The organism is Pyxidicoccus xibeiensis (assembly GCF_024198175.1).
Classification (GTDB): domain Bacteria; phylum Myxococcota; class Myxococcia; order Myxococcales; family Myxococcaceae; genus Myxococcus; species Myxococcus xibeiensis.
In genome coordinates this window covers 287,142-309,475 of record NZ_JAJVKV010000006.1, presented here as the reverse complement: position 1 = coordinate 309,475, position 22,334 = coordinate 287,142, and the positions used below count along the sequence as shown (strand labels likewise).

Here is a 22,334-nt window from a genome sequence, read left to right as displayed (position 1 = left end):
ACATGAAGCAGAGCCATTCCAGTGTGACTGATATCGAGATCATCGAGGATTTCTCCGCCACGGCCCGGTGTGACGAGGGCTTCCTGCGGGTGCGCAGGCTGCGCTGCCGCAACCGGCGCTCGGACGGGACGTCCTCTCCCGCGTACCGGGTGGACGTGGTGGACCGGCCCCGGCTGGACGCCGTCGCCGTGCTCGTCTTCCGACGCGGCGCGTCGGGTAGTCTGGAAGTCCTGACACGCATGAACCTGCGGCCGGCGGCGTACTTCCGGAAGGACAACCGGGGGGCCATGACGGTGCCGGACCCGGCGGCGGGCTACCTGCGCGTGGAGGAAATCGTCGCGGGGCTGCTGGAGCCGGAGGACAAGGGCGAGGACGGCCTCAAGCGGCGCGCGGCGGAGGAGGTGCGGGAGGAGGCGGGCTACGCGGTGAAGCCGGAGGACATCCAGCTGCTGGGCGGCTCCTTCTTCCTCGCGCCGGGCATCCTCTCGGAGAAGGTGTTCCCCGCGGCGGTGGACGTCACGGGGCTGGAGCCCGTGGAGCCGGAGGGTGACGGCACGCCGCTGGAGGAGGGCACGCAGCTGCACTGGCGGCCGCTCCCGGAGGTGCTGGAGGCGTGCAGGCGCGGGGACATCCCGGATGCGAAGACGGAGGTGGCCCTCACCCGCCTGCTCGCCCGGCAGGCCTGACGCTCGACGTCCCGTCCCATTCCAAGGGGCGCGTGGCGAAAGGGTGGCGACGCGCGGCGTGGGTTTCCGCCAGGCCGCGTGCCGGGGTAGGGTGCGCGCACTCACGCACTCCACTGCCGAGGTCGCTGCATGTCGTCGCTGCCCCCCTGGCTGGCTCAGTTCCTGCCCATCCTCATCCTGCTGGGGGCCATCGCCCTGGTCCTCGCACGCCTGCCCAAGGTGGAGCTGGGTCACACGGACGCGTTCCGCCGCCGGCGCTTCTTCAACTGGTTCCCGCTGGGGATGACGTACGCGTTCCTCTACATGGGGCGCTACAACGTCAACGTGGCCACCAGCGCCATGGGGGACCGCACCTCCAACGCGGACTTCGGCACCATCTTCTTCTGGGGCACGCTGGTCTACGGCTTCTCCTTCCTCCTCAACGGGCCGCTGACGGACCGGCTCGGCGGGCGGAAGACCATCCTCATCTCGGCCGCCGGCTCGTCGGTGGCCAACGTGCTGATGGGCGCGGTGGTGTACGGGGTGCTGAGGCAGGACTGGCAGCCGCCCGGAGGCCTGGTGGCGACGCTGTCGTTCCTCTACGCCGTCAACATGTACTTCCAGAGCTTCGGCGCGGTCTCCATCGTCAAGGTGAACGCGTCCTGGTTCCACGTGCGCGAGCGCGGCCAGCTGGGCGGCGTCTTCGGCATCCTCATCTCGCTGGGCGTCTACTTCGCCTACGACTGGAGCCGGCTCATCGTGAAGGCGGCGCCCACGTACTGGGCGTTCTTCGTGCCCGCCGCCATCCTCGCGGCCTTCCTGGTGCTGGACTTCTTCGTCATCCGCGACACGCCGGGCCAGACGGGCCACCCGGACTTCGACACCGCGGATGCCTCGTCCGGGGACACCGGGGCGCCGCTGGGCGTGTGGCCGGTGTTCAAGCGGATGATCAGCAACCGGACCATCATCGTCATCCTCTGCATCGAGTTCTGCAGCGGCTTCATGCGCAACGCCATCATGCAGTGGTACCCCAAGTTCGCGAAGTCCACCGGCATCGCGGAGACCTTCGTGGCGGCCAACTGGGGCATGCTGTTGTGCGTGGCCGGCATCACCGGTGGCATGTTCGCCGGGCTCATCAGCGACCGCGTCTTCGACTCGCGCCGGGGCCCCGTCTCCTTCGTGCTCTACGCGGGCATGTCCCTGGGCGCGGTGGCCACGGTGTTCCTGCTGGGCACCCCCGCGCTGGGGTGGACGGTCATCTTCATGTCCCTGTGCGTCATCGGCGTGCACGGCATGCTGTCCGGCACGGCCAGCATGGACTTCGGCGGCAAGAAGAACGCGGGCCTCGCCGTGGGCATCATCGACGGCGCCGTGTACGCGGGCACCGCCCTCCAGTCCATCCTGCTGGGCTCCATCCTGCCCGCGGGCGACCTGGCGAAGAACGCGATGAACTGGAGCAACTGGCCGCTGGCCATGCTGCCCCTGTCCTTCCTGGGGCTGCTGCTGGCCACCCGGGTGTGGAACGCGAAGCCCCAGCCGAAGTCGACGCCGGTGCCGGCCACCCTCCCGGTTCCGCCGGCCGCCCCGGCCTCCCGGACTGGTACCGGAGGCTGATGTCGTTGTGGCCCCAAGGACGTGTCACGCGGGGGTCACTCCCGCGTGACAGGGAGGTAACGTAGAGTGCGGGTGTGTCCCAGTCACCCGCCGCGCTGCACAGCCGCTTCGAGGTCCATGACCGGAAGCAGTTCGAGATAAAGCTCGAGTACCAGCCCTCCGGGGCGGATGAGACGCGCTACCTCGTGGAGGCGTACCTCTTCCTGCCAGGCAGTCTGAACATCGACGCGGAGACGTACCCGCGGGCGGACTTCTACGCGGACATCCACAACTACGTGCGCTTCAAGACGCCGGTGATGGCGGTGGAGGAGCTGTTGTCCTCGGACGCCTCGCCGCTGCTGCGGCTGGAGGCGTGGCTGCGCACGGGGATGGGTTCGGAGGCGGACGTCGTCTACCAGGCGAAGCTCCTGTCGTGCGTGCTGCGCGGGGCGCTGCGCCGGTTCGCCATCGGGGTGGAGTCGCGGTGTGAGGGGCCCACCAGCTCCCAGTCGGAGGCGTGCAAGACGCTGGAGTCGGACGTGGTGGCGATGCAGGCGGGCGTCACGCGCGTGCTGGAGCGCTTCCGCCTCTGGCTGCGGGCGGTGGGGGAGCTGCGGCTGCAGGAGCGCTCGCGCGCGTCGCTGCGGCTGGTGGACGAGTACGTCAGCCTCCTGGTGGAGGGCGGCTTCCGGCGCTCGGTGGCGGACATGAAGGCGCTGCCGGCCGGGGAGCCGTGGCATGGGCTGCGCAAGGGGCTGATGGCGGCGGTGCTGCGAGAGGAGGCGTACCGCAAGGAGCACCGGCTGCGCAGCGTGCTGAGCCCCACCGGGGACAACGAGGAGTACATCCAGCGGCTGGGCTTCCTGAAGAAGTTCTGCATGAACGTGCTCTTCCTGTCCTCGAAGCGCAGGCAGAAGCGGCAGGGCTGGGAGGAGATGCTCTTCGCGCTGGCGGCGGGCGTGGCGATGACGTTCGCCACGGCGGTGGCCTTCTGGGCGCAGGAGCGCTACGCGCAGGCGAGCCTCAACTTCTTCCTCATCCTCGTCGTGGGCTACATGGTGAAGGACCGCATCAAGGAGGGCCTGCGCCGGATGCTCAGCCGGGTGGCGGCCACGCACCTGGCGGACCGCACCACGGACCTGGTGGACCCCGTCACCGGGCGCTCCATCGGGACGTGCGAGGAGCGGGTGGACTACGGGCCGTCGCTGAAGGTCCCCGAGGCCGTGTCCGCGCTGCGCCAGCGCGACGACTTCTTCACCGCGTCCCAGGGCGAGGTGTCGGAGGCGGTCATCCGCTACCGCAAGCAGATCATCCTGGACGCGCGGCTCTTGCCGCGCACCGAGCGGGGGCTGTCGGGCGTCACCGACATCCTCCGGCTCAACGTGGAGCGCTTCCTGCGCGACATGGACGAGCCGGAGCTGGCGCTGGAGTACGTGGACCTGGCGGACCTGTCGGTGGGGCACATCCGCGGCGCCAAGCGCTACCCGGTGGACATGGTGTTCCGCTTCACCGTGGTGGAGGAGGAGACGGACCGGCGCCAGGAGACGCGCGAGTTCGTCCGGCTGATGCTGGACCGTAACGGAATCCAGCGCATGCAGCGCTACATCGAGCCGCCCCCGGGCGCGCCCCCTGGCTCCGTGCCCTGGCGTTCAGCCGCCTGAGCAGGACGGTTTCGGCGGCGCCCTGGCGCGGGCGCGGGTAATCTCCCCCGCGCTCATGGCCTACGACGACTTCAAGAAGCGCATCCGTGACGACTGGCGGGACACCCTGCGCGGCATCCTGACGAGGGCCCGCTCGCTCAGCCCCCGGGCCGTGCTGGCGTTCGACCTGGACTCCACGCTCTTCGACAACCGCCCCCGCCAGGCCCGCATCCTCCGGGAGTTCGGCGCCGCACGCGCCCTGGCGGCCCTGGCCACCTGCGAGCCCCGCCACTGGGTGACGGGCTGGGACATGAAGGAGGCCATGCGGGCGTGTGGCCTGGAGGACGGCCAGATCGAGGCCCACTTCCCGGAGGCCCGCCGCTTCTGGGTGGAGCGCTTCTTCACCAGCGACTACTGCGTGGACGACGTGGCGATTGACGGCGCGGCCGCCTTCACCCACGCCGTGGTGGCCACCGGCGCCCAGCTCGCCTACGTGACGGGCCGGCACGAGGCCATGCGCGAGGGCTCCGTGTCCTGCATGCGACGCCACGGGCTGGTGCTCCCGGACGGGCAGCGGGTCCACCTTCTGATGAAGCCCACGCTCCAGGAGGACGATGACGCCTACAAGCGCGAGGCCCATGCGCAGCTGGGCCGGCTGGGCACCGTGGTGGCCGCCTTCGACAACGAGCCCACCCACGCCAACGACTACCGGCGGAAGTTCCCCGAGGCCACCGTCATCCACCTGGCCACGGACCACTCGGGCCGGCCGGTGGAGCTGCTGGACGGCGTCATCTCCGTCCCGCACTTCGCGCTCGAGTCCTGACGCACCGCGCCTGAAAGACAGTCGCGGCCCGGATTGGTTTGAAGGGCTTTGAAGTCCCACAGCCGCGCGCTATGAGGCGCACGGCGTCGCCGCCCCCGGGGTATGGACATGGGGCGGCCAGCATGGAGGCATCCCCCGGTGGCAAGCCCGTACTCGAAGGAACAGTTGTTGACGATGTACCGGAAGATGTACCTCATCCGTCGCTTCGAGGAGCGCGCGGGTCAGCAGTACACGCTGGGGAAGATTGCCGGCTTCTGCCACCTCTACATCGGCCAGGAAGCCGTCGCGGTGGGCCCCATCGAGGCCATCCGTCCGGATGACTACATGCTGAGCGCGTACCGCGACCACGGCCAGCCGCTGGCGCGTGGAAGCGACGCGGGCATGGTGATGGCGGAGCTGTTCGGCCGCGGCACCGGCTACAGCAAGGGCAAGGGCGGCTCGATGCACATCTTCGACATCGAGCACCACTTCTACGGCGGCTACGGCATCGTCGGTGGCCAGATTCCGCTGGCCGCGGGCATGGCCTTCGCCAGCCGCTACCGCAACGAGGACCGCGTCACGGTCTGCTACTTCGGCGACGCGGCGGCCAACCAGGGCTCGTTCCACGAGACCTTCAACATGGCGGCCAAGTGGAAGCTGCCCGTCATCTACATCTGCGAGAACAACCGCTACGGCATGGGCACGGCCATCGCCCGCACGTCCGCGGTGCCTGAAATCCACAAGCGCGCGGCCGCCTACGGCATGCGCGGCGAGCCCGTGGACGGCATGGACTGCCTGAAGATGTACGAGGCGGTGAAGGACGCCGCCGCGTACTGCCGCGCCGGCAAGGGCCCGGTGCTGCTGGAGGCGAACACGTACCGCTTCCGCGGCCACTCCATGGCGGACCCCGCCACCTACCGCAGCAAGACGGAGGTGGAGGAGGAGCGCAAGAACGACCCCATCCCCAAGCTGCGCGACCACGCCCTCAAGAACAAGCTCGGGCAGGACTCCGACTTCGAGGCCATCGAGGAAGAGGTCAAGGCGCAGGTGGACGCGGCGGTGAAGTTCGCGGACGAGTCCCCGGAGCCCTCGCTCGAGGAGCTGTGGCGGGACACCATCGTGGAGGAGGGCGAGCAGGACGTGCGCCCGCGCGAGCGCGTGCTGGGCGTCAAGGTGACTAACTGGCCGAAGTACCCGAGCGGCCAGGAGCTGAAGGTGACGTGGGACCTCGAGCCGCGCGAGCAGGCCGAGGCGGCCGACAAGAAGGCGGGCCTGAGCCGCTGACCCGCGCCGCTCACCGCCACCCTGGAACCCAACCTTTTTTCGATTCCTTCGGAGCTGACGATGCCCGAGTTGATGTACCGCGAGGCCCTGAACCAGGCGCTCGCCGAGGAGATGGAGCGCGACGCCAACGTCTTCCTGATTGGCGAGGAGGTCGGCCGCTACAACGGCGCCTTCAAGGTGTCGCAGGGCCTGCTGGACAAGTTCGGGAGCGCGCGCATCATCGACGCGCCCATCTCCGAGCTGGGCTTCACCGGCATGAGCGTGGGCGCGGCCATGGTGGGCCTGCGTCCCGTGGTGGAGATGATGACCTGGAACTTCGCGATTCTCGCGATGGACCAGATCGTCAACAACGCGGCCAAGCTGCGGCACATGTCGGGCGGCCAGCTGCGCTGCCCCATCGTCTTCCGCGGCCCGGGCGGCGCGGGCGGCCGGCTGTCCAGCCAGCACAGCCAGGCGCTCGAGGCCAACTACGCGCACTTCCCGGGCCTGAAGGTGATTGCCCCGGCCACGCCCGCGGACGCCAAGGGCATGCTCAAGGCGGCCATCCGGGACGAGAACCCCGTCATCATGTTCGAGGGCGAGCGCCTCTACGCCATCAAGGGTGAGGTCCCCGAGGGCGAGCACGTGGTGCCGCTGGGCAAGGCGGACGTGAAGCGCGAGGGCACGGACGTCACCATCATCACCTGGAGCCGCATGTACTACTTCTGCATGCAGGCGGCCGAGGAGCTGGCGAAGGAGGGCATCTCCGCGGAGGTGCTGGACCTGCGCACGCTGCGCCCCCTGGACGAGGAGGCCATCCTCGCCAGCGTGCGCAAGACGAACCGCGTGGTCATCGTGGAGGAGGGCTGGGCCCTCGCTGGCGTCGGTGCCTCCGTGGTGGACATCATCCAGTCGAAGGCGTTCGACGACCTGGACGCGCCGGTGGCGCGCGTGACGGGCCTCGACGTGAACATGTCCTACGCGGCGAACCTGGAGAACGCGACCCAGCCGGACGCGCCCAAGATCATCGACGCGGTGAAGAAGGTGCTGTACCGCGAGGGAGCCTGAACGCGTATGGCCATTCCCATCCAGATGCCCAGCCTTTCCCCGACCATGAAGGAGGGGAAGATCGTCAAGTGGCTGAAGAAGGTGGGGGACAAGGTGTCCTCCGGCGAGGCCGTCGCCGAGGTGGAGACGGACAAGTCCAACCTGGAAATCGAAGCCTACGACGACGGCTTCCTGCTGCAGATCGTCGTCGGTGAAGACCAGACGGCCGCTGTCGGCGCCCCCATCGCCTTCATCGGCGCCAAGGGCGAGAAGGTGGACGCCGGCAAGGCGGCCGCCGCGCCGGCTCCCGCCGCGCAGAAGCCCGCCGAGCCTCCCGCCGCCGCCAGGCCCCCGGCCCCCCAGGCCGCGCCTCCGGCGCCCGCGGCGCCCGCTCCTGCCGCGGGCGGTGGAGGGGCTCGCATCGAAGTGGCGATGCCCTCGCTCTCCCCGACGATGAAGGAGGGGAAGATCGTCAAGTGGCTCAAGAAGGTGGGCGACAAGGTCTCCTCCGGCGACGCCATCGCCGAGCTGGAGACGGACAAGTCCAACCTGGAGATCGAGGCCTACGACGACGGCACGCTGGTGGAGATCGTCGTCGGCGAGAACCAGATGGCCGCCGTGGGCGCGCCCATCGCGTACCTCGCCGCCAAGGGCGCGAAGGCGGCTCCTGCCGCTGCGGCGCCCAGGCCTGCCGCCCAGCAGGCGCCCGCCGCGGCTCCCGCGCCGGCCGCCACCGCGGCTCCGTCCGCGCCGCGCCGCGAGGAGGCAGCGCCCCAGGCAGGCGGGAGGCGGCTGCGGGCCAGCCCGCTGGCGAAGAAGATTGCCCGCGAGCGCGGCCTGGACATCACCCAGGTGCGTGGCTCCGGTCCCTCCGGGCGCGTGGTGAAGCGCGACATCGAGGAGGCGCTGGCGAAGGGCGTGGCGGCTCCGGCTCCGGCGGCGGCGAAGAAGGCCCCGGCACCCGGTGCGCGTCCCGCCGCGGGCGTGCGGCCCGAGCCGCAGGTGGTGCCGCTCTCGTCCATGCGCAAGGTCATCGCGCAGCGGATGACCGAGGTGAAGCCCGGCGTCCCGCACTTCTACCTCACCATCGAGGTGGACATGGACGCCGCGGTGAAGGTCCGCGAAGAGGCGAAGGCGATGGAGCTCAAGGTCTCCGTCAACGACCTCATCGTGAAGGCCGTGGCCATGGCGGTGCGCCGCTACCCGAAGATCAACGTCTCGCTGCAGGGCGACCACGTCGTCCAGTTCGCCAGCGTGGACGTGGGCATCGCCGTGGCGCTGGAGGAGGGGCTCATCACGCCCATCCTCCGCGACGCGGACCAGAAGGGGCTGCAGGCCATCTCCACCGAGGTGCGCGAGCTGGCCGAGCGCGCGCGCAAGCGGGCCCTCAAGCCGGACGAGTACACGGGCGGCTCCATCACCGTCAGCAACCTGGGCATGTACGGCATCGACCAGTTCGTCGCCGTCATCAACCCGCCGCAGGCGTCCATCCTCGCGGTGGGCGCGGTGGCGGACAAGGCGGTGGTCATCAACGGGCAGCTCGCGGTGCGCAAGATGATGACGGCCACGCTGTCGTGTGACCACCGCGTCATCGACGGCGCCATCGGCGCGGAGTTCCTGCGCGAGCTGCGCGGCCTCCTGGAGCACCCCACGCGGCTGCTGTTCTAGTCCCCGCATCCCTCCCGCCTCCGTGCCCCACCTGTTTCGGGCGCGCGGAGGCGGGGCGGGGAAGGGGGCCTACTCCCGCGTCGGCTCGTCGGAGCCCTTCATGTCCTTCTCGAGCTGACGCTGCGCGTCCGTCACGCGGGCCTGCTTCTCGCGAGGCGTCCCCGTCGGCAGGTCGTGCTCGTCGTCCTGGGAGCGGCCCTCGATTCCGGGCCACGGGTCCGGCCGCGTGGCCTGCACATGCTCGATGTGCTCCGCGTAGCCCTTCTCATCGCTCGCGCTACGCTTGTCCTGCTCCACCTTGTCCTTCTTCGCCATGGCGCTGTCCTCCCTCGTCGAAATGGCTCCAGCGGACTTCGTGGCGGTAACGGTGGGACGCCTCCCCTGGGTTGAACACCCGTGAGGAGCAGGCAGGAGGGCTCGTACCCCCGCCTGCAGGGCAGCCATGCAAAAAAGGCCGGCAGCCCGTCGGGTTCGCTGCTTAACTTCGTCTCAATGAACGACGACATGACACGCGAACGGCTTGCCCTGGGTGTGTCGGAGTTGGAGTCACGCGTGGGCCAGCCGCTGCCACTTGCGCAATCGCTGCACGAGGCCCTCCTCGGCGCGGTGTTTCCCCTCACCGCGGAAGAGCTGACGTGGGTGGCCCGGGAGAATGAAGCCCCCCGGCTCGTGCTCTCGCTGCTGAGCTCCCTGCCGCGCGGCCACTTCGCCTCCGTGGACGCCGTGGCCGTGGCGCTCGAGGGAAGCCTGTCCGGCGAAGACCTCCCCGCCGCGCAGCCGCCCCCGCGCTGACCCTGTCCCGTCGCGACTCACACACGCGGCACTGACAGCCTCGCAATCCCAGCGAGAACCACTGTCTTCACTGTCACTGCAGGTTTTCCTCGGGAATCCCCCTCGTTGAGGAGGGTGGGGGGGATGCGACGCGTCAGGCTCTGCCCGTATGCTGGTGGTGCGCGCCGCACCCAGCAGAACGCAAGTGGGAGGAGGCGCTATCCTAGGCCCTACCAGCCTGGCCCCCATCGGGACACCCCGGCCAGGAGGAGCGTCATGAACCCGTCTGAACTCCCCGCGGTGCTCTACGTCGATGACGACGCCCTGAACCTGCGGGTCTTCGACGCGAACTTCGGGCAGCGCTTCCGCATCTTCCGCAGCTCCTCTCCGAGCGAGGCGCTGGCGCTGCTGGAGCAGCGCAAGGGGGAGATTGGCGTCATCCTCTCCGACCAGCGCATGCCGGGGATGACGGGCGTGGAGCTGCTGGAGCGTGCGCGCTCGATTGCTCCCGACGCCAAGCGCATGCTCGTCACGGCGTACGCGGACATGCAGGCGGTCATCGACGCCGTCAACCGCGGCCAGGTGACGCGGTACTTCGTCAAGCCGTGGGACCGCTCGGAGCTGCAGGCGGCGCTGGACGACGCGCTGAAGATTGCGCGGCTGGAGCTGCGCATCCGCGAGGTGGAAGGACGGATGCTCAAGTCCGAGCGTCTGGCCACGCTGGGGCAGGTGACGGCGGGCATCGCCCACGAGCTGATGGGGCCGGTGGGCTACCTCTCGCAGAACGTGGTGTCGCTGCAGCGAGACCTCGCCAGCGTCATCCAGTACGTGTCGCGGCACCTGCCGGCGGACCCGAACTCCGAGGTGGCGGAGACGGTGGAGGACCTGCCCGCGCTCATCAAGGACCTGTCAGACGGCGCCGAGCACCTGCGGCAGGTGGCGCTGGGCCTGCGCGCGCAGGCGCGTGGCGAGGACCACGAGGCCACGGCGGACGTGGCGGAAGTCGTATCCTTCGCGGTGAAGCTGGCGCGCGCCGAGGTGCGCGACAGGGCGCGGCTGACGAGCAACGGCGACCCGGTGCGCGTCACCTTCGGACCGGTGAAGCTGTGCCAGGTGGTGCTCAACCTCATCGTCAACGCGTCGCAGGCCATGGGTGGCACGGGCCGGCCCGGCCGCATCGAGGTGCGCTGGTCCGTGCGTCCCGAGGACGTGGTGCTCACCGTGGCGGACAACGGCTGCGGCATCCCCCTGGAGCTGCAGGAGCGCGTCTTCCAGCCGCTCTTCACCACCAAGCCGGTGGGCATCGGCACGGGGCTGGGGCTGTCCATCTGCAAGGAACTGGTGACGCAGGCGGGCGGCAACCTGCGCCTGTCCTCCACGCCGGGCGAGGGCACCGAAATCGAAATCACCCTCCGGCGAGCCCAGCACCCCTGAGCCCGAAGGCGTTGCTCAGCATGCGCCACACGCGGTGCAGCGTCTGTGTCTCGGAGGGACGCACGCCCTCCACCAGCACGGCGCGCTGCAGGGCCTGCGCCTGCTCCTCCCGCGCATACTCCACCACCAGCGCGTAGCGCGGGCCGGGGCGCTCCACCATGTGCACGGCGCGCACCGCGTTGAAGGGCACCAGCTCCGCCCGGGTGGCGCCGGGCGCCCAGGCCAGCCGCTCCAGCCGCAGCGACTCCGAGCGGAAGTGCAGCACGAAGCGCCGGCGCCCCAGCCGCGACTCCAGCCACAGGGCCATGCCCACCAGGAACGCCCCCACCACCACGAGCGCCGTGGCGGTGGCCGGCACCGTGCCGCCCTCCAGGCCCACCAGCACGGCCGCGCCCGCCGCACAGCCCAGTGCTACTCCCACGCACAGCCCCGGCACCATCCGCGGGCCCCAGGGCGGCGGCAGGGACTCGCCCACCAGGCGGCCGCCGTCGTACCGCAGCCTCACGTCGCCCAGCCGCCCGGGGACCCGGTTGTCTTGGAGTGCGTCCTCGAAGCTCGCCACGGCCGGTAGCATAGCGGCCCCGGCAGGCGAGCCTCGAAGTCGGACAGAAGCTGTGCGAATCTGGGCGGCATGGATCTCCCGTTCGAGACCGGGGATGGCGACGGTGGGGAGGGGGGAACGCTCGCCTCGACGGTGCTGGTGGTGGATGACGAGCCCGTCGTCCTGGACATCTGCGCCCGCCTGCTGGAGCGCGAGCCCGACCTGGCGGTGACGCTGGCCCAGAGCGCCGAGGAGGCGCTGCCGCTGCTGGCCGAGCAGCGCTTCGACGTCCTGGTGACGGACAAGAACCTGCCCGGCATCGGCGGCGTGGAGCTCATCGCCGAGGCCCGGCGGCTGCAGCCCTCGCTGGAGGCGGTGATGATTACCGCCTACGCCAGCTCCGAGTCCGTCGTCGCGGCCTTCGCGGCCGGCGCCAGCGACTACATCCTCAAGCCCTTCGATGACCTGCGCGTGCTGCGCGCCAAGGTGCGCGCCGCGCTGGAGCGCCGCGAGTCGGGCGTGCGCACGCGCCAGCAGTCCCGAGAGGTGGCCCGCGAGGCGGCCGAGCTGCTGGCCTCCGGCCTGGACGCCCCCGAGCCCGCCCACGAGGCGCTGGAAGTGGAGCTGCGCGTCTACGAGGAGGCCGTGCGCCTGGGCCTCAATGGCCGGGTGGCGGTGGTGGGCAGCGCGGAAGCCGTCGCGGTGCTGCGCGAGCACGGCTTCGAGACGCTGGAGCTGGCGCCCTACGCCACGGAGCTCGAGGGCGTGGACGTCGTCATCGTCGAGACGGGAGACCCGCAGTGGCGCACCCTGGCCGAGCGGCTCCAGCGCCGGCCTCCGGACGTGCTGCTGCTGGCCAGCCCCCAGGCGGACCTGGGAGACCTGCTGGAGGCGATTACGCTGCGCATGGACCTGGTGGGCTTCGGCAGCACCCAGGGCGCCAGCGCGCTGCCGGAGAAGGTGCGCATGCTGCTGCTCCGCCGGGGCGTCGAGCGGGCGCAGGACCGGCTCGCCGCCGCGCTCTCCGCCTTCCGTCAGAGCATCCCCACGCGCCACGCCTGAGCGGCCGCGCGCCATGGCCAGACAGGGGCAGGCGCGTGGCTCGCCGCCCGTGGCCCGCAAAGCGAAACGCCCACCTTCTTTTCAGAAGGTGGGCGTCTCAGAGTGACCCTGCCGGGATTCGAACCCGAGTTTGAGCCGTGAGAGGGCTCCGTCCTAACCACTAGACGACAGGGCCAGTCGTTGTTTCAACCGCTGCTAACTGCCGGTGCTTCCTACATTTTCCGTCCGCCCTCGTCAACCCTCTATTCAACAGCTGGTTGCTTCGGACCGCCGGTTGCTGCGAGCTGGGGAACTAGGATTCGAACCTAGATAAGCAGAGTCAGAGTCTGCTGTCCTGCCGTTAGACGATTCCCCAAGAACTGCGGCGCTTCTCTACCAACACTGCTCTGGGACTGCAACAACTTCGCGCCCTGTCTACTTCTTCCTACCGGGCTTCGTCGTCTCCGGCTTCTTGGCGGGCTTGGCAGCCTGCTGGGTCGGGACGATGTAGATACGAACCTCGTCGTTCGCCTCGTAAATGTTCAAGCCCGCGAAGTTCTTCCCCGAGGGATTGACGATGTGGACTGCCTTGACGCCCGGCTGGTTGACGATCTGCCGGCGAGGGAAGTTCGACGTCGAATACACCGCCCGGTAGTACTCGAGCGTCGCCTCGAAGTCGCGTGGCGCCCGGTAGCGGTTCTCGCCGACCTTCTGCGAGCCGTCCGGGAGCTGCGCGCCGCTGACCACCTCGGCGCCCGCCACCGACACCCAGAGGGCCACCAGCACCGCCCCGAGCGGGCGCGCCTTATAGAAATGGGCTTTCAGGGTGTCAAGGGCAGGCATCATGGGTCCGCAAGATAGGTTCCGCATCCTCTGACGTCCACCGCTTCCTCGGCCTGACGTTCAACCGCGGGCGAGCGCCGCGTCGATGCGGCGCAGGGCCTCGTCGCGGCCCACCAGCAGCAGCGTCTCGCCGATGCCGGGGCTGGTGGTGTTGCCGGTGACGGCCACGCGGATGGGCTGGGCCACCTTGCCCATGCCCACGCTGGCGGCCTCGCTCACCGTCTTCACCACGCCGTCCAGCACCTCCACCGTCCAGTCGGGGAGGGCGGCGAGCGCCTCGCGCGCCTGGCGCAGCACCTTGAGGGAGTCCCCGGTGAGGTGCTTGGCGGCGGCCTTCTCGTCCAGGGTGATGCCGGAGCGGAAGTAGACGTTGGCCGCGGTGGCGGCCATCTCCTCCAGCGTGTTGGAGCGCTCGCGCAGCGCGCGCACCAGCGGCTCCAGGCGCGCGTCCCCCTTGGCCTGGACGCCCTTGGCCTCCAGGAACGGGAGCAGCCGCTCGACGATGGTGGCCTCCGGCAAGAGCTTCATCCACTGCTGGTTGAGCCACAGCAGCTTGGTCTTGTCCCAGATGCCGGAGGTGGAGCCCACGCCGGTGAAGTCGAACCACTCCAGCATCTGCTGGCGGGAGATGACCTCGTCGTTGCCGTGGCTCCAGCCCAGCCGGATGATGTAGTTGAGCAGCGCCTCCGGGAGGATGCCGTCGGCCTTGTGCCGCATCACGTCCGCCTCGGGGTGCAGCCGCTTGGAGAGCTTCTTGCGGTCCGGCGCGAGGATGAGCGGCAGGTGGGCGAAGTCCGGCGGCTGCCAGCCCAGCGCCTTGTAGAGCATGAGCTGCGGGAAGGTGGAGTTGACGTGCTCCTGGCCGCGCGCGACCAGGGTGATGTCCATCAGGTGGTCGTCGATGACGCAGCCGAAGTTGTAGAGGGGGATGCCGTCCGCGCGCAGCATCACCCAGTCATCCAGGTCCGAGTACGGCTTGCTGATGGTGCCCAGCGCCTTGTCGTCGAACGAGGCGGTGCCCTCGCCCGAGGGCATCTTGAAGCGGATGACGGCGTCCTCGGCGCGCTTGCCCGGGGGCGGCCCCTTCAGCTCGCGGCAGGTGCCCGGGTACTTGAAGCCGCCCTCCTCGGCCTTGGCGGCCGTGCGCTGCTCGCCCAGCTCCTCGCGGGTGCAGTAGCAGCGGTAGGCGTGGCCCTCGGCGAGCAGCCGGTCCGCGTGCTCCCGGTAGGTATGCAGCCGCTGCGTCTGGAAGTAGGGCGCGTGGGGGCCCTCCTTGCCGGGGCCCTCGTCCCAGTCGATGTCCAGCCAGTTGAGGGCGTCCAGGATGGCCTGCACCGACTCGGGCGTGGAGCGCTTCTGGTCCGTGTCCTCCATCCGCAGGATGAAGGTGCCTCCCTGGCGCCGGGCCTGGAGGAAGTTCATCAGCGCGGTGCGAGCCCCGCCGATGTGGAGGTAGCCGGTGGGCGAGGGAGCGAAGCGGACGCGAGGGACAGGAGGCATACGGGCGCGCGGATTAGCAGGGAGAGGGTAGGGGGTCAACGCGGGACGGGCATTCGTGGCACGGTAGGCCACGGACTGGGCCGCTGGGGTAAGCTGACGCCAGGGAGAACGCGTATGTCGATTCGTCAGGTAGTTCGCACGCTGTTGCTGGCGGCCCTCCTGGGGGGAATGCCGGCGGTCGCCACCACCCAGCTCGCGGTGGACCTGTCCGGGCTGGCCCGTGGCTCGGACGCCGTCGTGCATGGCGTCGTGCGCCGGGTGGAGAGCCGCTGGAGCGGCGACAAGATGCGCATCGTCACCGACGTCGAAATCCAGGTGACCGAGTCCCTCAAGGGCCAGCCGGGCGGCACGGTGCTCGTCACCCAGCCCGGTGGGCGCGTGGGGGACGTGGGTCAGGTGGTGCACGGCCTGGCGGCCTTCACCCCGGGCGAGGAGGTGGTGGTGTTCCTGGAGAAGCGCGGCGCGCGCGCCTTCCGCGTGCACGCCATGGCCCAGGGCAAGTACCAGGTGCGGCGTGACGAGGACGGGAAGGCCGCGCTGGCGGTGCCGGAGGCCTCGGAGGCGCTGCTGCTGGACCCTGTCACCCGCAAGCCGAGCCAGAGCGCCCGGCAGCCGATGTCGCTGGTGGAGCTGAAGGCCGCCGTGCGCGCCGCGCTCGGGGCCGCGCCCAAGGGGCAGACGCCGTGATGTCGCTCGCCCCCTTCGTGGTGGCCCTGGCGCTGGCCCAGCCGACGGACCCGTACGTGCGCAGCCGCGTCGACTCGGGCGACACGCGGACCCAGTGCCTCTACTGGACCACCGAGCGCGTCACCTGGCACCAGAGCACCTACGGCAACCCGGAGACGCCCGGCGACTCCGAGCTCGAGGCCATGCGCCGCTCGTTCCAGAGCTGGCAGGACATCTTCGCCGGGTGCGGCAACCTCGCGCTGGTGGAGGGGCCGCTCGTCAACGAGCGCGAGGTGGGCTACCGGCGCGAGGGAGACAACCGCAACCTGGTGCTCTTCCGCGACCGGGACTGCTCCGTGGTGGTGCCCGCGGAGGACGCGTGCTGGGACGAGGACACCTGCGCCAACGAGTACGACTGCTGGGAGGATGACGACAACACCATCGCCATCACCCTCACCACGTACGACGAGCGCTCGGGCATCATCTACGACTCGGACATCTCCTTCAACGCGGCGCGCTTCGCCTTCACCACGGCGGATGGCGGCACCTGCTTCCCGCCGGTGACGACCAACTGCGTGGCCACCGACGTGCAGAACACGGCCACGCACGAGATTGGCCACTTCATCGGCCTGGACCACACGCGCGCGCAGGGCTCCACCATGAACCCCAGCGCCCCGCCCGGCGAGGTGTCCAAGCGCAGCATCGACACGGGCTCGCGCGACTTCGTCTGCGCGGTGTACCCGCGGGGCCGCGCCAGCCAGGCGTGCCTGCACCCGGTGATGACGGACGAGCTGCCGGCGCACGCCAAGGCCGGAGGCTGCGCGGCCGGAGGCACCGCCGCGGTGCTGCCCGCGCTGGGCGCCTGGGCGCTGTGGCTCGCGCGCCGCCGCCGCCGTGAGGAGGGCCGCGAGTGAAGCCCGCCCTGGTCCTCGTGGCCGCGCTGCTCGCGGCCGCCCCCGCGCGGGCCCAGGAGGAGGAGCCCCAGCCCTACCGGCGCACCGGGGTGCCCGGGCGGCCGTGGTGCCTCACGTGGCCGGTGCGCGACTTCGTCTACCACCTGGACGCGGCGGGCAGCTCGCGCACGCCGGGCGACTCCGAGGTGGCCGCCATCGAGGCGTCGTTCAATTCCTGGCGCGCCCTGTCCGGCACGTGCAGCGACTACCGCTTCCTCCGGGGCGAGGACTGGAGCCTGCCCGTGGCCATCGGCTACGACCAGGAGCTGCCCTACAACAACTACAACGTCGTCACCTTCCGCGAGCAGTCGTGCCTGGACGTGGTGCCCGTCGAGGACGCGTGCTGGGACGAGGAGACGTGTGGCAACACCTACCGGTGCTGGGAGCACGGCGACGCGACGATTGGCCTCACCACGTCCACGTTCAGCTTCCGGGACGGGCGCGTGCTGGACTCGGACATCGAGCTGAATGCCTCCATGCCGGGCGGCAGCGTGGGCTTCCTCTTCACCACCGTGGACTCGCCGGTGTGCGAGGGCCCGCCGTCCACCGACTGCGTGGCCACGGACCTGGAGAACACCATGACGCACGAGATTGGCCACGTGGTGGGGCTGGACCACGTGAGCGTCGCCGGGGCCACCATGGAGGCCACCGCGCCGCCGGGCGAGACGCGCAAGCGCGTCATCGACCCGGGCACGGCCGCGGGCTTCTGCGCCATCTACCCGCGCGGACTGCCGCCCAACCAGTGCGCCGTGCGCGTGGGCGCGGGCCTGGCGGTGGAGGCGGAGGGCCGCGGCACGGGCTGCGCGGCGGCGCCGGGGCCGCTGGCGCTGGCGGCGGTGCTGGCCTCGCTGGCGCTCGCGAGGAGCTGTCGGCGGGCAGGCAGACGTCCGGCGCGCGCTGCGGCGCCCGGCCGGCGGGATTAGAGGTCCAGGCGTGGCCGTCGCCTTCTTCGACCTCGACAAGACGCTGATTGCCGCCAACTCCGGCTCGCTGTGGGTCCGCCGCGAGCTGGAGCTGGGGCACATCACCCGCATGCAGGCGCTGCACGCCAGCCTGTGGATTGCGCGCTACCACCTGGGCTTCGTCTCCATGCAGGACGCGGTGGCGCGTGCCATCGCCCTGCTGGCGGGCTCGCCCGCGCGGCCCATCCAGGAGCGCACCGCGCGCTTCTACGAGGAGCTGGTGCGCCACCTCTACCGGCCGGGGGCGCGGGCGGCGCTGGAGGAGCACCGCCGCGCGGGAGACCGGCTGGTGCTGCTCACGTCCTCGTCGGGCTACCTGTCGGAGCTGGTGGCGGAGGAGCTGCGGCTGGACGCGGTGCTGTGCAACCGCTTCGAGGTGGACGCCGAGGGCCGGCACACCGGCCGGCCGCTGGGCGCCATCTGCTTCGGCGCCGGCAAGCGCACCCATGCGGAGGCCTACGCGCGCGAGGCCGGCGTGGCGCTGTCGGAGTGCGCCTTCTACACGGACTCGTACTCGGACCTGCCGGTGATGGAGGTGGTGGGGCGGCCGGTGGCCGTGCACCCGGACCACCGGCTGAAGCGCGAGGCCCGCAGGCGGGGCTGGCCGGTGGTGAGCTGGGGCGTGCCCGAAGGGGGCGGCGCTCCCTCGGCGCCTCCCGCGCCGCCGGTGGTGCCGTCCACCGGGCCCTGACGCCGGGCCCGGCGGGAGGCTGCGTCCTGCCTCAGCGCCGCGGAGCCACCAGCCGCATGCTGAAGGTGTAGTCCACGTTGACCGGGTGGCCCTGGTACATGATGGGCTTGTAGGTGCGCGACTGCAGCGCGTCCAGCACGGCCTTCTCCATGTGCGCCACCGACTTGATGACGCGGCAGCGCTCCACGCGGCCCTTGGAGGTGATGACGCACTTGACGAGCATCACACCCTCGGACTTCGAGGCCATGGCCTCGCGCGTGTAGATGATGTCCTTGGTCTGGTCGAGCATCTCCGGGCGCGGCATGTCCTCGTTGTAGGGCAGCACGTCGCCGCGCGCGGACGCCAGCGCCGCGGTGGGCAGCACCGGCACCGCCAGGCCGCCGGACACACCCTTGGCCGGAGTCGCCGCGGCGGCGCCCACCGCGCCCGCCGTGGCCGGCTCGGGCGCCGGGGCCTGCGTGGGCGCCAGCAGCACCGGCGCGGACATGCCGCCGGGCGTGGCCACCGGCTCGGCGGCGTCCACCTCGTCCGTGGCCGCCGATGCGACTTCGATGTTGCGGCCACCGCCGCCACCCCGGCGCTTCTGCAGCTTCTGGGAGAGCACCACCTCGCCGGAGCCGCCCGCGACGACGGTCTCCATCTGGTAGCCCTCCATCGCGAAGGTCAGCTCCACCGTGACGGAGCCGTCCTGGCCCGGGGGAATCTCCAGGGTGAAGGGCGTGGTGCCTCGCTCCTTGCCCCGGTAGAAGACGCGCGCGCCGCTCGGCTGGCTCATCAGCTTGAAGCGCACCTTCTGGTTGCTGGGGGCCGCCGCGGGCTCCACGGGCGCCGCGGGCGCGGCCGCGACGGGGGCCTGGGGCGCCGCCTCCTGCTTCGGCGCCTCCTCGCCCTTGCCCTTCATCATGAAGACCACCGCGCCGCCGGCGATGAGGCCCGCGACGACGAGGCCACCCAGCCCACCCGTCAGCAGCGTGCGCTGCCGGGCGCGCTTGACGTCCTTGGGGACCTCCACGCTGATGTCCACCGCCAGCGTGTCACCGGCGGACTCGTTGCTGTGGCCCGAGCTGGCGAAGAGCGCCGGCGAGGGGTAGGGCCCCGTCGTCGTCGCGCCGCCGGGCCGCTTGAAGATGCCGCTGTTGCCGCCCGCGGACATGCTGGCCTCGCGCAGGCCGTCCAGCACCTCGTCCATCGTCTGGAAGCGCCGGGCCGGGTCCTTCTCCAGGCAGCGGCGCACCACTGCCTCGATTTCCGGCGGCACCGCGATGTCCGGACGCACCTGCTGGAAGGTGGGCGGGGCTTCCTTGTAGTGGGCGAAGATGAGCTCGATGTGGTCCCGGGCGATGAACGGCGGGCGCCCCATCAGCATCTGGAACATGACGATGCCCAGCGAGTACACGTCGCTGCGCGCGTCGGTGACGTTGCGCGCCTGCTCGGGCGCCATGTACTGCGGCGAGCCGAGGAACGTGCCGTTCTGGGTGATCTCCGGGGAGATCTGCCCCTCCTGGGGCGCGGCCACGGACTTCACCAGGCCGAAGTCCAGCACCTTCACCAGGTCCTGATCCTGCTCGTTGAGGAGCATGATGTTGGCCGGCTTCAGGTCGCGGTGGACGATGCCCAGGCTGTGCGCCTCGCGCAGCGAGCGGCAGATCTGCTGGGCGATGGAGACCGAGCGCGCCCAGGCCAGCGGCCCCACCTGCCCGAGCACCTGGGCCAGCGTGCGGCCCTCCAGGTACTCCATGGCGATGTAGTAGATGCCGTCGTCCGTCTGCCCGTAGTCGATGACGGTGACGGTGTTCGGGTGGCGCAGCTTGGACGTCAGCGACGCCTCGCGCAGGAAGCGCTTCTGGAAGCCCGGGTCCTTGCTGCTCTGGAAGGTGGGGTTGAGCACCTTCAGCGCCACCATGCGCTCCAGCGGGGCCTGCAGGGCGCGGTACACCTTGCCCATGCCTCCGACGCCGAGCGGCTCCAGGATGCTGAAGCGGCCGTTCAGGGTCCGTCCGATGAGTGGATCAGCGCCGGTTCCAGCAGCGGATGCCTCGGGGTTCGACGGGTCGCCGTTGATCATTCGTAGCCCCTGACAGCAAGCAACATGGATTCTCCCGGAGTGTGGCGACTCGGCATCAAACCACAAATTCCCGTCACGACGCACCCATGGGCTGTTTGATCCAGCACGTCTGGTTGCTTCCGTTGCCGGCGCTACGCGGGAGGGCGGTGTGGGCGGATGAAGGGGCGGGCCGCCTTTGACGCTTCTTCGCCCGCCGGACTAGCGTGTGGTGTCCCGCGCTTCAGGACCGAAGCAGGCGGGGCCGCGCCGATGTCCGACACCCCCAACAATTCCGTGAACGCTCCCCAGCGGCGTGTCTCCGTGCAGGAGCGGCTGAGCGAGCTCGAGGCCGAGCAGGTCCGCCTGCGTCGTGAGCTGGCGTCGCTGGCGGGCGAGCTGCGCCTGCCGGGCATGTACCTCACGCTGGACGCGGCGGGCACCAGCGCGCTGCTGGCGGCGGACACGGTGCAGGAGGTGGTGCGGCTGGTGGAGCTGGAGCCGCTGCAGGGCGCGCCGCCGCACGTGGCGGGGACCTTCATCTACCGGGGCAGCCCGGCGGTGGTGGTGGACCTGGCGGTGCTGCTGGGCGTCAAGCGCGTGCCGGACATGGACGCGCACCTGGTCATCTGCAAGGGCGCCCGCACGGTGGCCGTACTGGTGGACCGCGTGCGCGACCTGGTGGAGACGCCGGTGCTGGTGGATGGCACGCCCGACGGCTCGGAGCCGCTGCCCTGGGACGCGTCGGGGCTGATGGCGGGGCTGTGCCGCACGCCCGAGGGCGTGCGTCCGTTGCTGCGGACCTCGGCGGTGCTGGTGGGGCCGGAGGGGTCGTGAGTGAGGCGGTGCTCGACGATGCGACGCTCGTCCGCGTCGAGGAAGTGCTCCGTGCCGCCTGTGGCCTGACGCTCGCGCACAGCCTGCGGCGCTCGCTGGAGACGGCGCTGGCCCGGGCCGCCGAGGAGCAGGGACTGGAGCCGGCCGTGTTCCTGCGCCAGCTGCTGCTGCGCGAGTCCACGGCGGTGGAGGGCTTCATCGACCACGCCGTCATCGGCGAGACGTACTTCTTCCGCCACCCGGAGCACCTGCGCACGCTGGCGCGGCTGGCCACGGCGCACGAGGGGCCCTTCTTCCACGTCTGGAGCGCGGGCTGCGCCAGCGGCGAGGAGCCCTACAGCATCTCCATGGCACTGCTGGCGGCGGGCGTGCCCGAGGGGCGCTTCCGTGTGCTGGCCACGGACGTGTCCGGCCGGGCGCTCCAGCGGGCGCGTGACGGCGCCTACGGCCCCTGGTCCATGCGCCGCATCGAGCCGGAGCTGGAGAAGCGCTTCCTCGCCGCGCGCGGGGACCAGCTCTCCGTGGTGCCGCAGGTGCGGCGCACCGTGGACTTCCGGCGGCACAACCTGGTGATGGACCCGCCGCCCGCCGGGGGCCTGGCCGCCATCTTCTGCCGCAACGTCCTCATCTACTTCCCGCAGGAGGTGGTGCGCGAGGTGCTGGCGCGCTTCATCGCGTCGCTCGCCCCGGGCGGGCTGCTCTTCGTGTCACCCGCCGAGGTGCCGCTCACCAACGGCCTGGGGCTGGAGACGGTGGACGCCGAGGGCAGCGTCGCGCTGCGCCTGCCGCATCCGGAGTGGACGCGGCCCGCGGCCCCGGCCGCCGCCCGCCCTCCGGAGCGCCCCCGCCCCGCGCCGCCGCCGCGCCGGAGCGCCCCCGTGGCCCCGGCTGCGCCCAATGTCGTGGTGGCGCCCCCGGCCCCTCCGCGCGCGGAGCCGCTGTCCTTGCTGGAGCGCGCACCGGCCACGCCCGAGTCGCTGCGGCGGGCGCTGGAGGCGGCCCGCTCGGGCCGCTTCGAGGAGGCGGAGGCGCTGGCGCGCGAGGCTGCGAAGGGGCTGGTGCCGGAGGCGTACCTGCTGCTGGCCATGGTGGCGGAGGGGCGGGGAGACCTGAACGGGGCGGTGGAGGCGGTGCGCAAGGCGCTGTACCTGGAGCCGCAGCTGGCGCTCGGGCACGCCACGCTGGTGGCGCTCTACGGCCGGATGGACCGTCGCGAGGACGCGGAGCGGGCGCGGCAGAACGCCCTGCGCGCGCTGGACGGGCTGGATGACGAACACCCCCTGCGTGGGGTGGAAGCGATGACCGCTGGTGGCCTGCGGCAGGCCCTGGTGCCGAGGCCGCAGGCCGGATGGCAGGGTGCGCGCTGAGCCGCGCGC

21 protein-coding genes and 2 tRNA genes are annotated in these 22,334 nt (G+C 70.9%); 16 read left to right on the top strand and 7 right to left on the bottom strand.

All coding sequences use genetic code 11. The features are described from left to right. The first annotated feature begins 2 nt into the window (after nucleotides 1-2). The 7 genes from LXT23_RS28070 to LXT23_RS28040 all read left to right on the top strand — a co-directional run bounded on the left by LXT23_RS28070 (nucleotide 3) and on the right by LXT23_RS28040 (nucleotide 8,678). The gene (locus tag LXT23_RS28070) at nucleotides 3-686 is read left to right on the top strand and encodes an NUDIX hydrolase (protein WP_253983392.1); all 684 of its coding nucleotides are present in this window, start codon (nucleotides 3-5) and stop codon (nucleotides 684-686) included. A 129-nt stretch (nucleotides 687-815) separates the two neighbouring features. Beyond that, complete coding sequence (locus LXT23_RS28065; protein ID WP_253983391.1) at nucleotides 816-2,279, top strand: MFS transporter; 1,464 nt, start codon at nucleotides 816-818, stop codon at nucleotides 2,277-2,279. 74 nt (nucleotides 2,280-2,353) lie between these two features. Then, nucleotides 2,354-3,919, top strand: coding sequence for a hypothetical protein (locus tag LXT23_RS28060; protein WP_253983390.1), 1,566 nt, complete (start codon nucleotides 2,354-2,356; stop codon nucleotides 3,917-3,919). 55 nt (nucleotides 3,920-3,974) lie between these two features. Then, a complete protein-coding gene (locus LXT23_RS28055; RefSeq protein WP_253983389.1) occupies nucleotides 3,975-4,721 on the top strand; it encodes an HAD family hydrolase in 747 nt (248 codons plus the stop codon). A gap of 138 nt (nucleotides 4,722-4,859) precedes the next feature. After that, the gene (gene pdhA, locus LXT23_RS28050; protein WP_253983388.1) at nucleotides 4,860-5,984 is read left to right on the top strand and encodes a pyruvate dehydrogenase (acetyl-transferring) E1 component subunit alpha; all 1,125 of its coding nucleotides are present in this window, start codon (nucleotides 4,860-4,862) and stop codon (nucleotides 5,982-5,984) included. Between the two features lie 42 nt (nucleotides 5,985-6,026). Then, nucleotides 6,027-7,031: a pyruvate dehydrogenase complex E1 component subunit beta gene (locus LXT23_RS28045; RefSeq protein WP_323379094.1), complete on the top strand. Its 1,005-nt coding sequence runs from the start codon at nucleotides 6,027-6,029 to the stop codon at nucleotides 7,029-7,031. Nucleotides 7,032-7,037: 6 nt separating this feature from the next. Next, nucleotides 7,038-8,678, top strand: coding sequence for a pyruvate dehydrogenase complex dihydrolipoamide acetyltransferase (locus LXT23_RS28040; RefSeq protein ID WP_253983386.1), 1,641 nt, complete (start codon nucleotides 7,038-7,040; stop codon nucleotides 8,676-8,678). A 69-nt stretch (nucleotides 8,679-8,747) separates the two neighbouring features. On the opposite strand, the gene LXT23_RS28035 is transcribed toward LXT23_RS28040, so the two are convergent. Further along, complete coding sequence (locus tag LXT23_RS28035; protein ID WP_253983385.1) at nucleotides 8,748-8,993, bottom strand: hypothetical protein; 246 nt, start codon at nucleotides 8,991-8,993, stop codon at nucleotides 8,748-8,750. Nucleotides 8,994-9,182: 189 nt separating this feature from the next. On the opposite strand from LXT23_RS28035, the gene LXT23_RS28030 reads away from it, so the two are divergent. Both LXT23_RS28030 and LXT23_RS28025 read left to right on the top strand, forming a co-directional pair. Then, nucleotides 9,183-9,470, top strand: coding sequence for a DUF2795 domain-containing protein (locus LXT23_RS28030; protein WP_253983384.1), 288 nt, complete (start codon nucleotides 9,183-9,185; stop codon nucleotides 9,468-9,470). Nucleotides 9,471-9,725: 255 nt separating this feature from the next. After that, nucleotides 9,726-10,883 carry a sensor histidine kinase gene (locus LXT23_RS28025; RefSeq protein WP_253983383.1) on the top strand — a complete coding sequence of 386 codons (1,158 nt, stop codon included), beginning with the start codon at nucleotides 9,726-9,728 and terminating at the stop codon, nucleotides 10,881-10,883. Here LXT23_RS28025 and LXT23_RS28020 read toward each other — a convergent pair. Beyond that, the gene (locus LXT23_RS28020) at nucleotides 10,855-11,445 is read right to left on the bottom strand and encodes a hypothetical protein (protein WP_253983382.1); all 591 of its coding nucleotides are present in this window, start codon (nucleotides 11,443-11,445) and stop codon (nucleotides 10,855-10,857) included. The genes LXT23_RS28025 and LXT23_RS28020 overlap by 29 nt on opposite strands. 69 nt (nucleotides 11,446-11,514) lie before the next feature. Between LXT23_RS28020 and LXT23_RS28015 the strand changes: the two genes are divergently transcribed. Continuing rightward, nucleotides 11,515-12,486, top strand: coding sequence for a response regulator (locus LXT23_RS28015; protein WP_253983381.1), 972 nt, complete (start codon nucleotides 11,515-11,517; stop codon nucleotides 12,484-12,486). Nucleotides 12,487-12,589: 103 nt separating this feature from the next. Here LXT23_RS28015 and LXT23_RS28010 read toward each other — a convergent pair. From LXT23_RS28010 to gltX, 4 genes are all read right to left on the bottom strand, one after another. Then, nucleotides 12,590-12,661 (bottom strand) — tRNA-Glu (locus tag LXT23_RS28010). A gap of 109 nt (nucleotides 12,662-12,770) precedes the next feature. Further along, nucleotides 12,771-12,841 (bottom strand) — tRNA-Gln (locus LXT23_RS28005). A gap of 59 nt (nucleotides 12,842-12,900) precedes the next feature. Continuing rightward, the gene (locus LXT23_RS28000) at nucleotides 12,901-13,311 is read right to left on the bottom strand and encodes a hypothetical protein (RefSeq protein ID WP_253983380.1); all 411 of its coding nucleotides are present in this window, start codon (nucleotides 13,309-13,311) and stop codon (nucleotides 12,901-12,903) included. Nucleotides 13,312-13,368: 57 nt separating this feature from the next. Further along, nucleotides 13,369-14,808, bottom strand: coding sequence for a glutamate--tRNA ligase (gltX, locus tag LXT23_RS27995; protein ID WP_253983379.1), 1,440 nt, complete (start codon nucleotides 14,806-14,808; stop codon nucleotides 13,369-13,371). Nucleotides 14,809-14,922: 114 nt separating this feature from the next. Here gltX and LXT23_RS27990 point away from each other — a divergent pair, with 114 nt between their 5' ends. From LXT23_RS27990 to LXT23_RS27975, 4 genes are read left to right on the top strand one after another with little or no spacing between them, the layout of a single operon-like run. Then, on the top strand, nucleotides 14,923-15,495 hold the full coding sequence (locus LXT23_RS27990; RefSeq protein ID WP_253983378.1) for a hypothetical protein: 573 nt from the start codon (nucleotides 14,923-14,925) through the stop codon (nucleotides 15,493-15,495). Beyond that, complete coding sequence (locus LXT23_RS27985; protein WP_253983377.1) at nucleotides 15,492-16,388, top strand: myxosortase-dependent metalloprotease, MXAN_2677/MXAN_2678 family; 897 nt, start codon at nucleotides 15,492-15,494, stop codon at nucleotides 16,386-16,388. Before LXT23_RS27990 ends, LXT23_RS27985 begins: the two co-directional genes overlap by 4 nt. Continuing rightward, entirely contained in the window at nucleotides 16,385-17,350 is a 966-nt protein-coding gene (locus tag LXT23_RS27980; RefSeq protein ID WP_253983376.1) for a myxosortase-dependent metalloprotease, MXAN_2677/MXAN_2678 family, read from the top strand. The genes LXT23_RS27985 and LXT23_RS27980 overlap by 4 nt, the downstream gene beginning before the upstream one ends. A 10-nt stretch (nucleotides 17,351-17,360) precedes the next feature. Beyond that, entirely contained in the window at nucleotides 17,361-18,080 is a 720-nt protein-coding gene (locus LXT23_RS27975; RefSeq protein ID WP_253983375.1) for an HAD family hydrolase, read from the top strand. A 31-nt stretch (nucleotides 18,081-18,111) separates the two neighbouring features. Here LXT23_RS27975 and LXT23_RS27970 read toward each other — a convergent pair whose 3' ends face one another. After that, nucleotides 18,112-20,145 carry a TonB family protein gene (locus LXT23_RS27970; protein WP_253983374.1) on the bottom strand — a complete coding sequence of 678 codons (2,034 nt, stop codon included), beginning with the start codon at nucleotides 20,143-20,145 and terminating at the stop codon, nucleotides 18,112-18,114. A 249-nt stretch (nucleotides 20,146-20,394) separates the two neighbouring features. Here LXT23_RS27970 and LXT23_RS27965 point away from each other — a divergent pair, with 249 nt between their 5' ends. Beyond that, entirely contained in the window at nucleotides 20,395-20,958 is a 564-nt protein-coding gene (locus LXT23_RS27965; RefSeq protein WP_253983373.1) for a chemotaxis protein CheW, read from the top strand. Further along, nucleotides 20,955-22,325 (top strand): CheR family methyltransferase, encoded by a 1,371-nt coding sequence (locus LXT23_RS27960; protein ID WP_253983372.1) that lies wholly within the window; start codon nucleotides 20,955-20,957, stop codon nucleotides 22,323-22,325. The genes LXT23_RS27965 and LXT23_RS27960 overlap by 4 nt, the downstream gene beginning before the upstream one ends. Nucleotides 22,326-22,334: the final 9 nt, after the last annotated feature.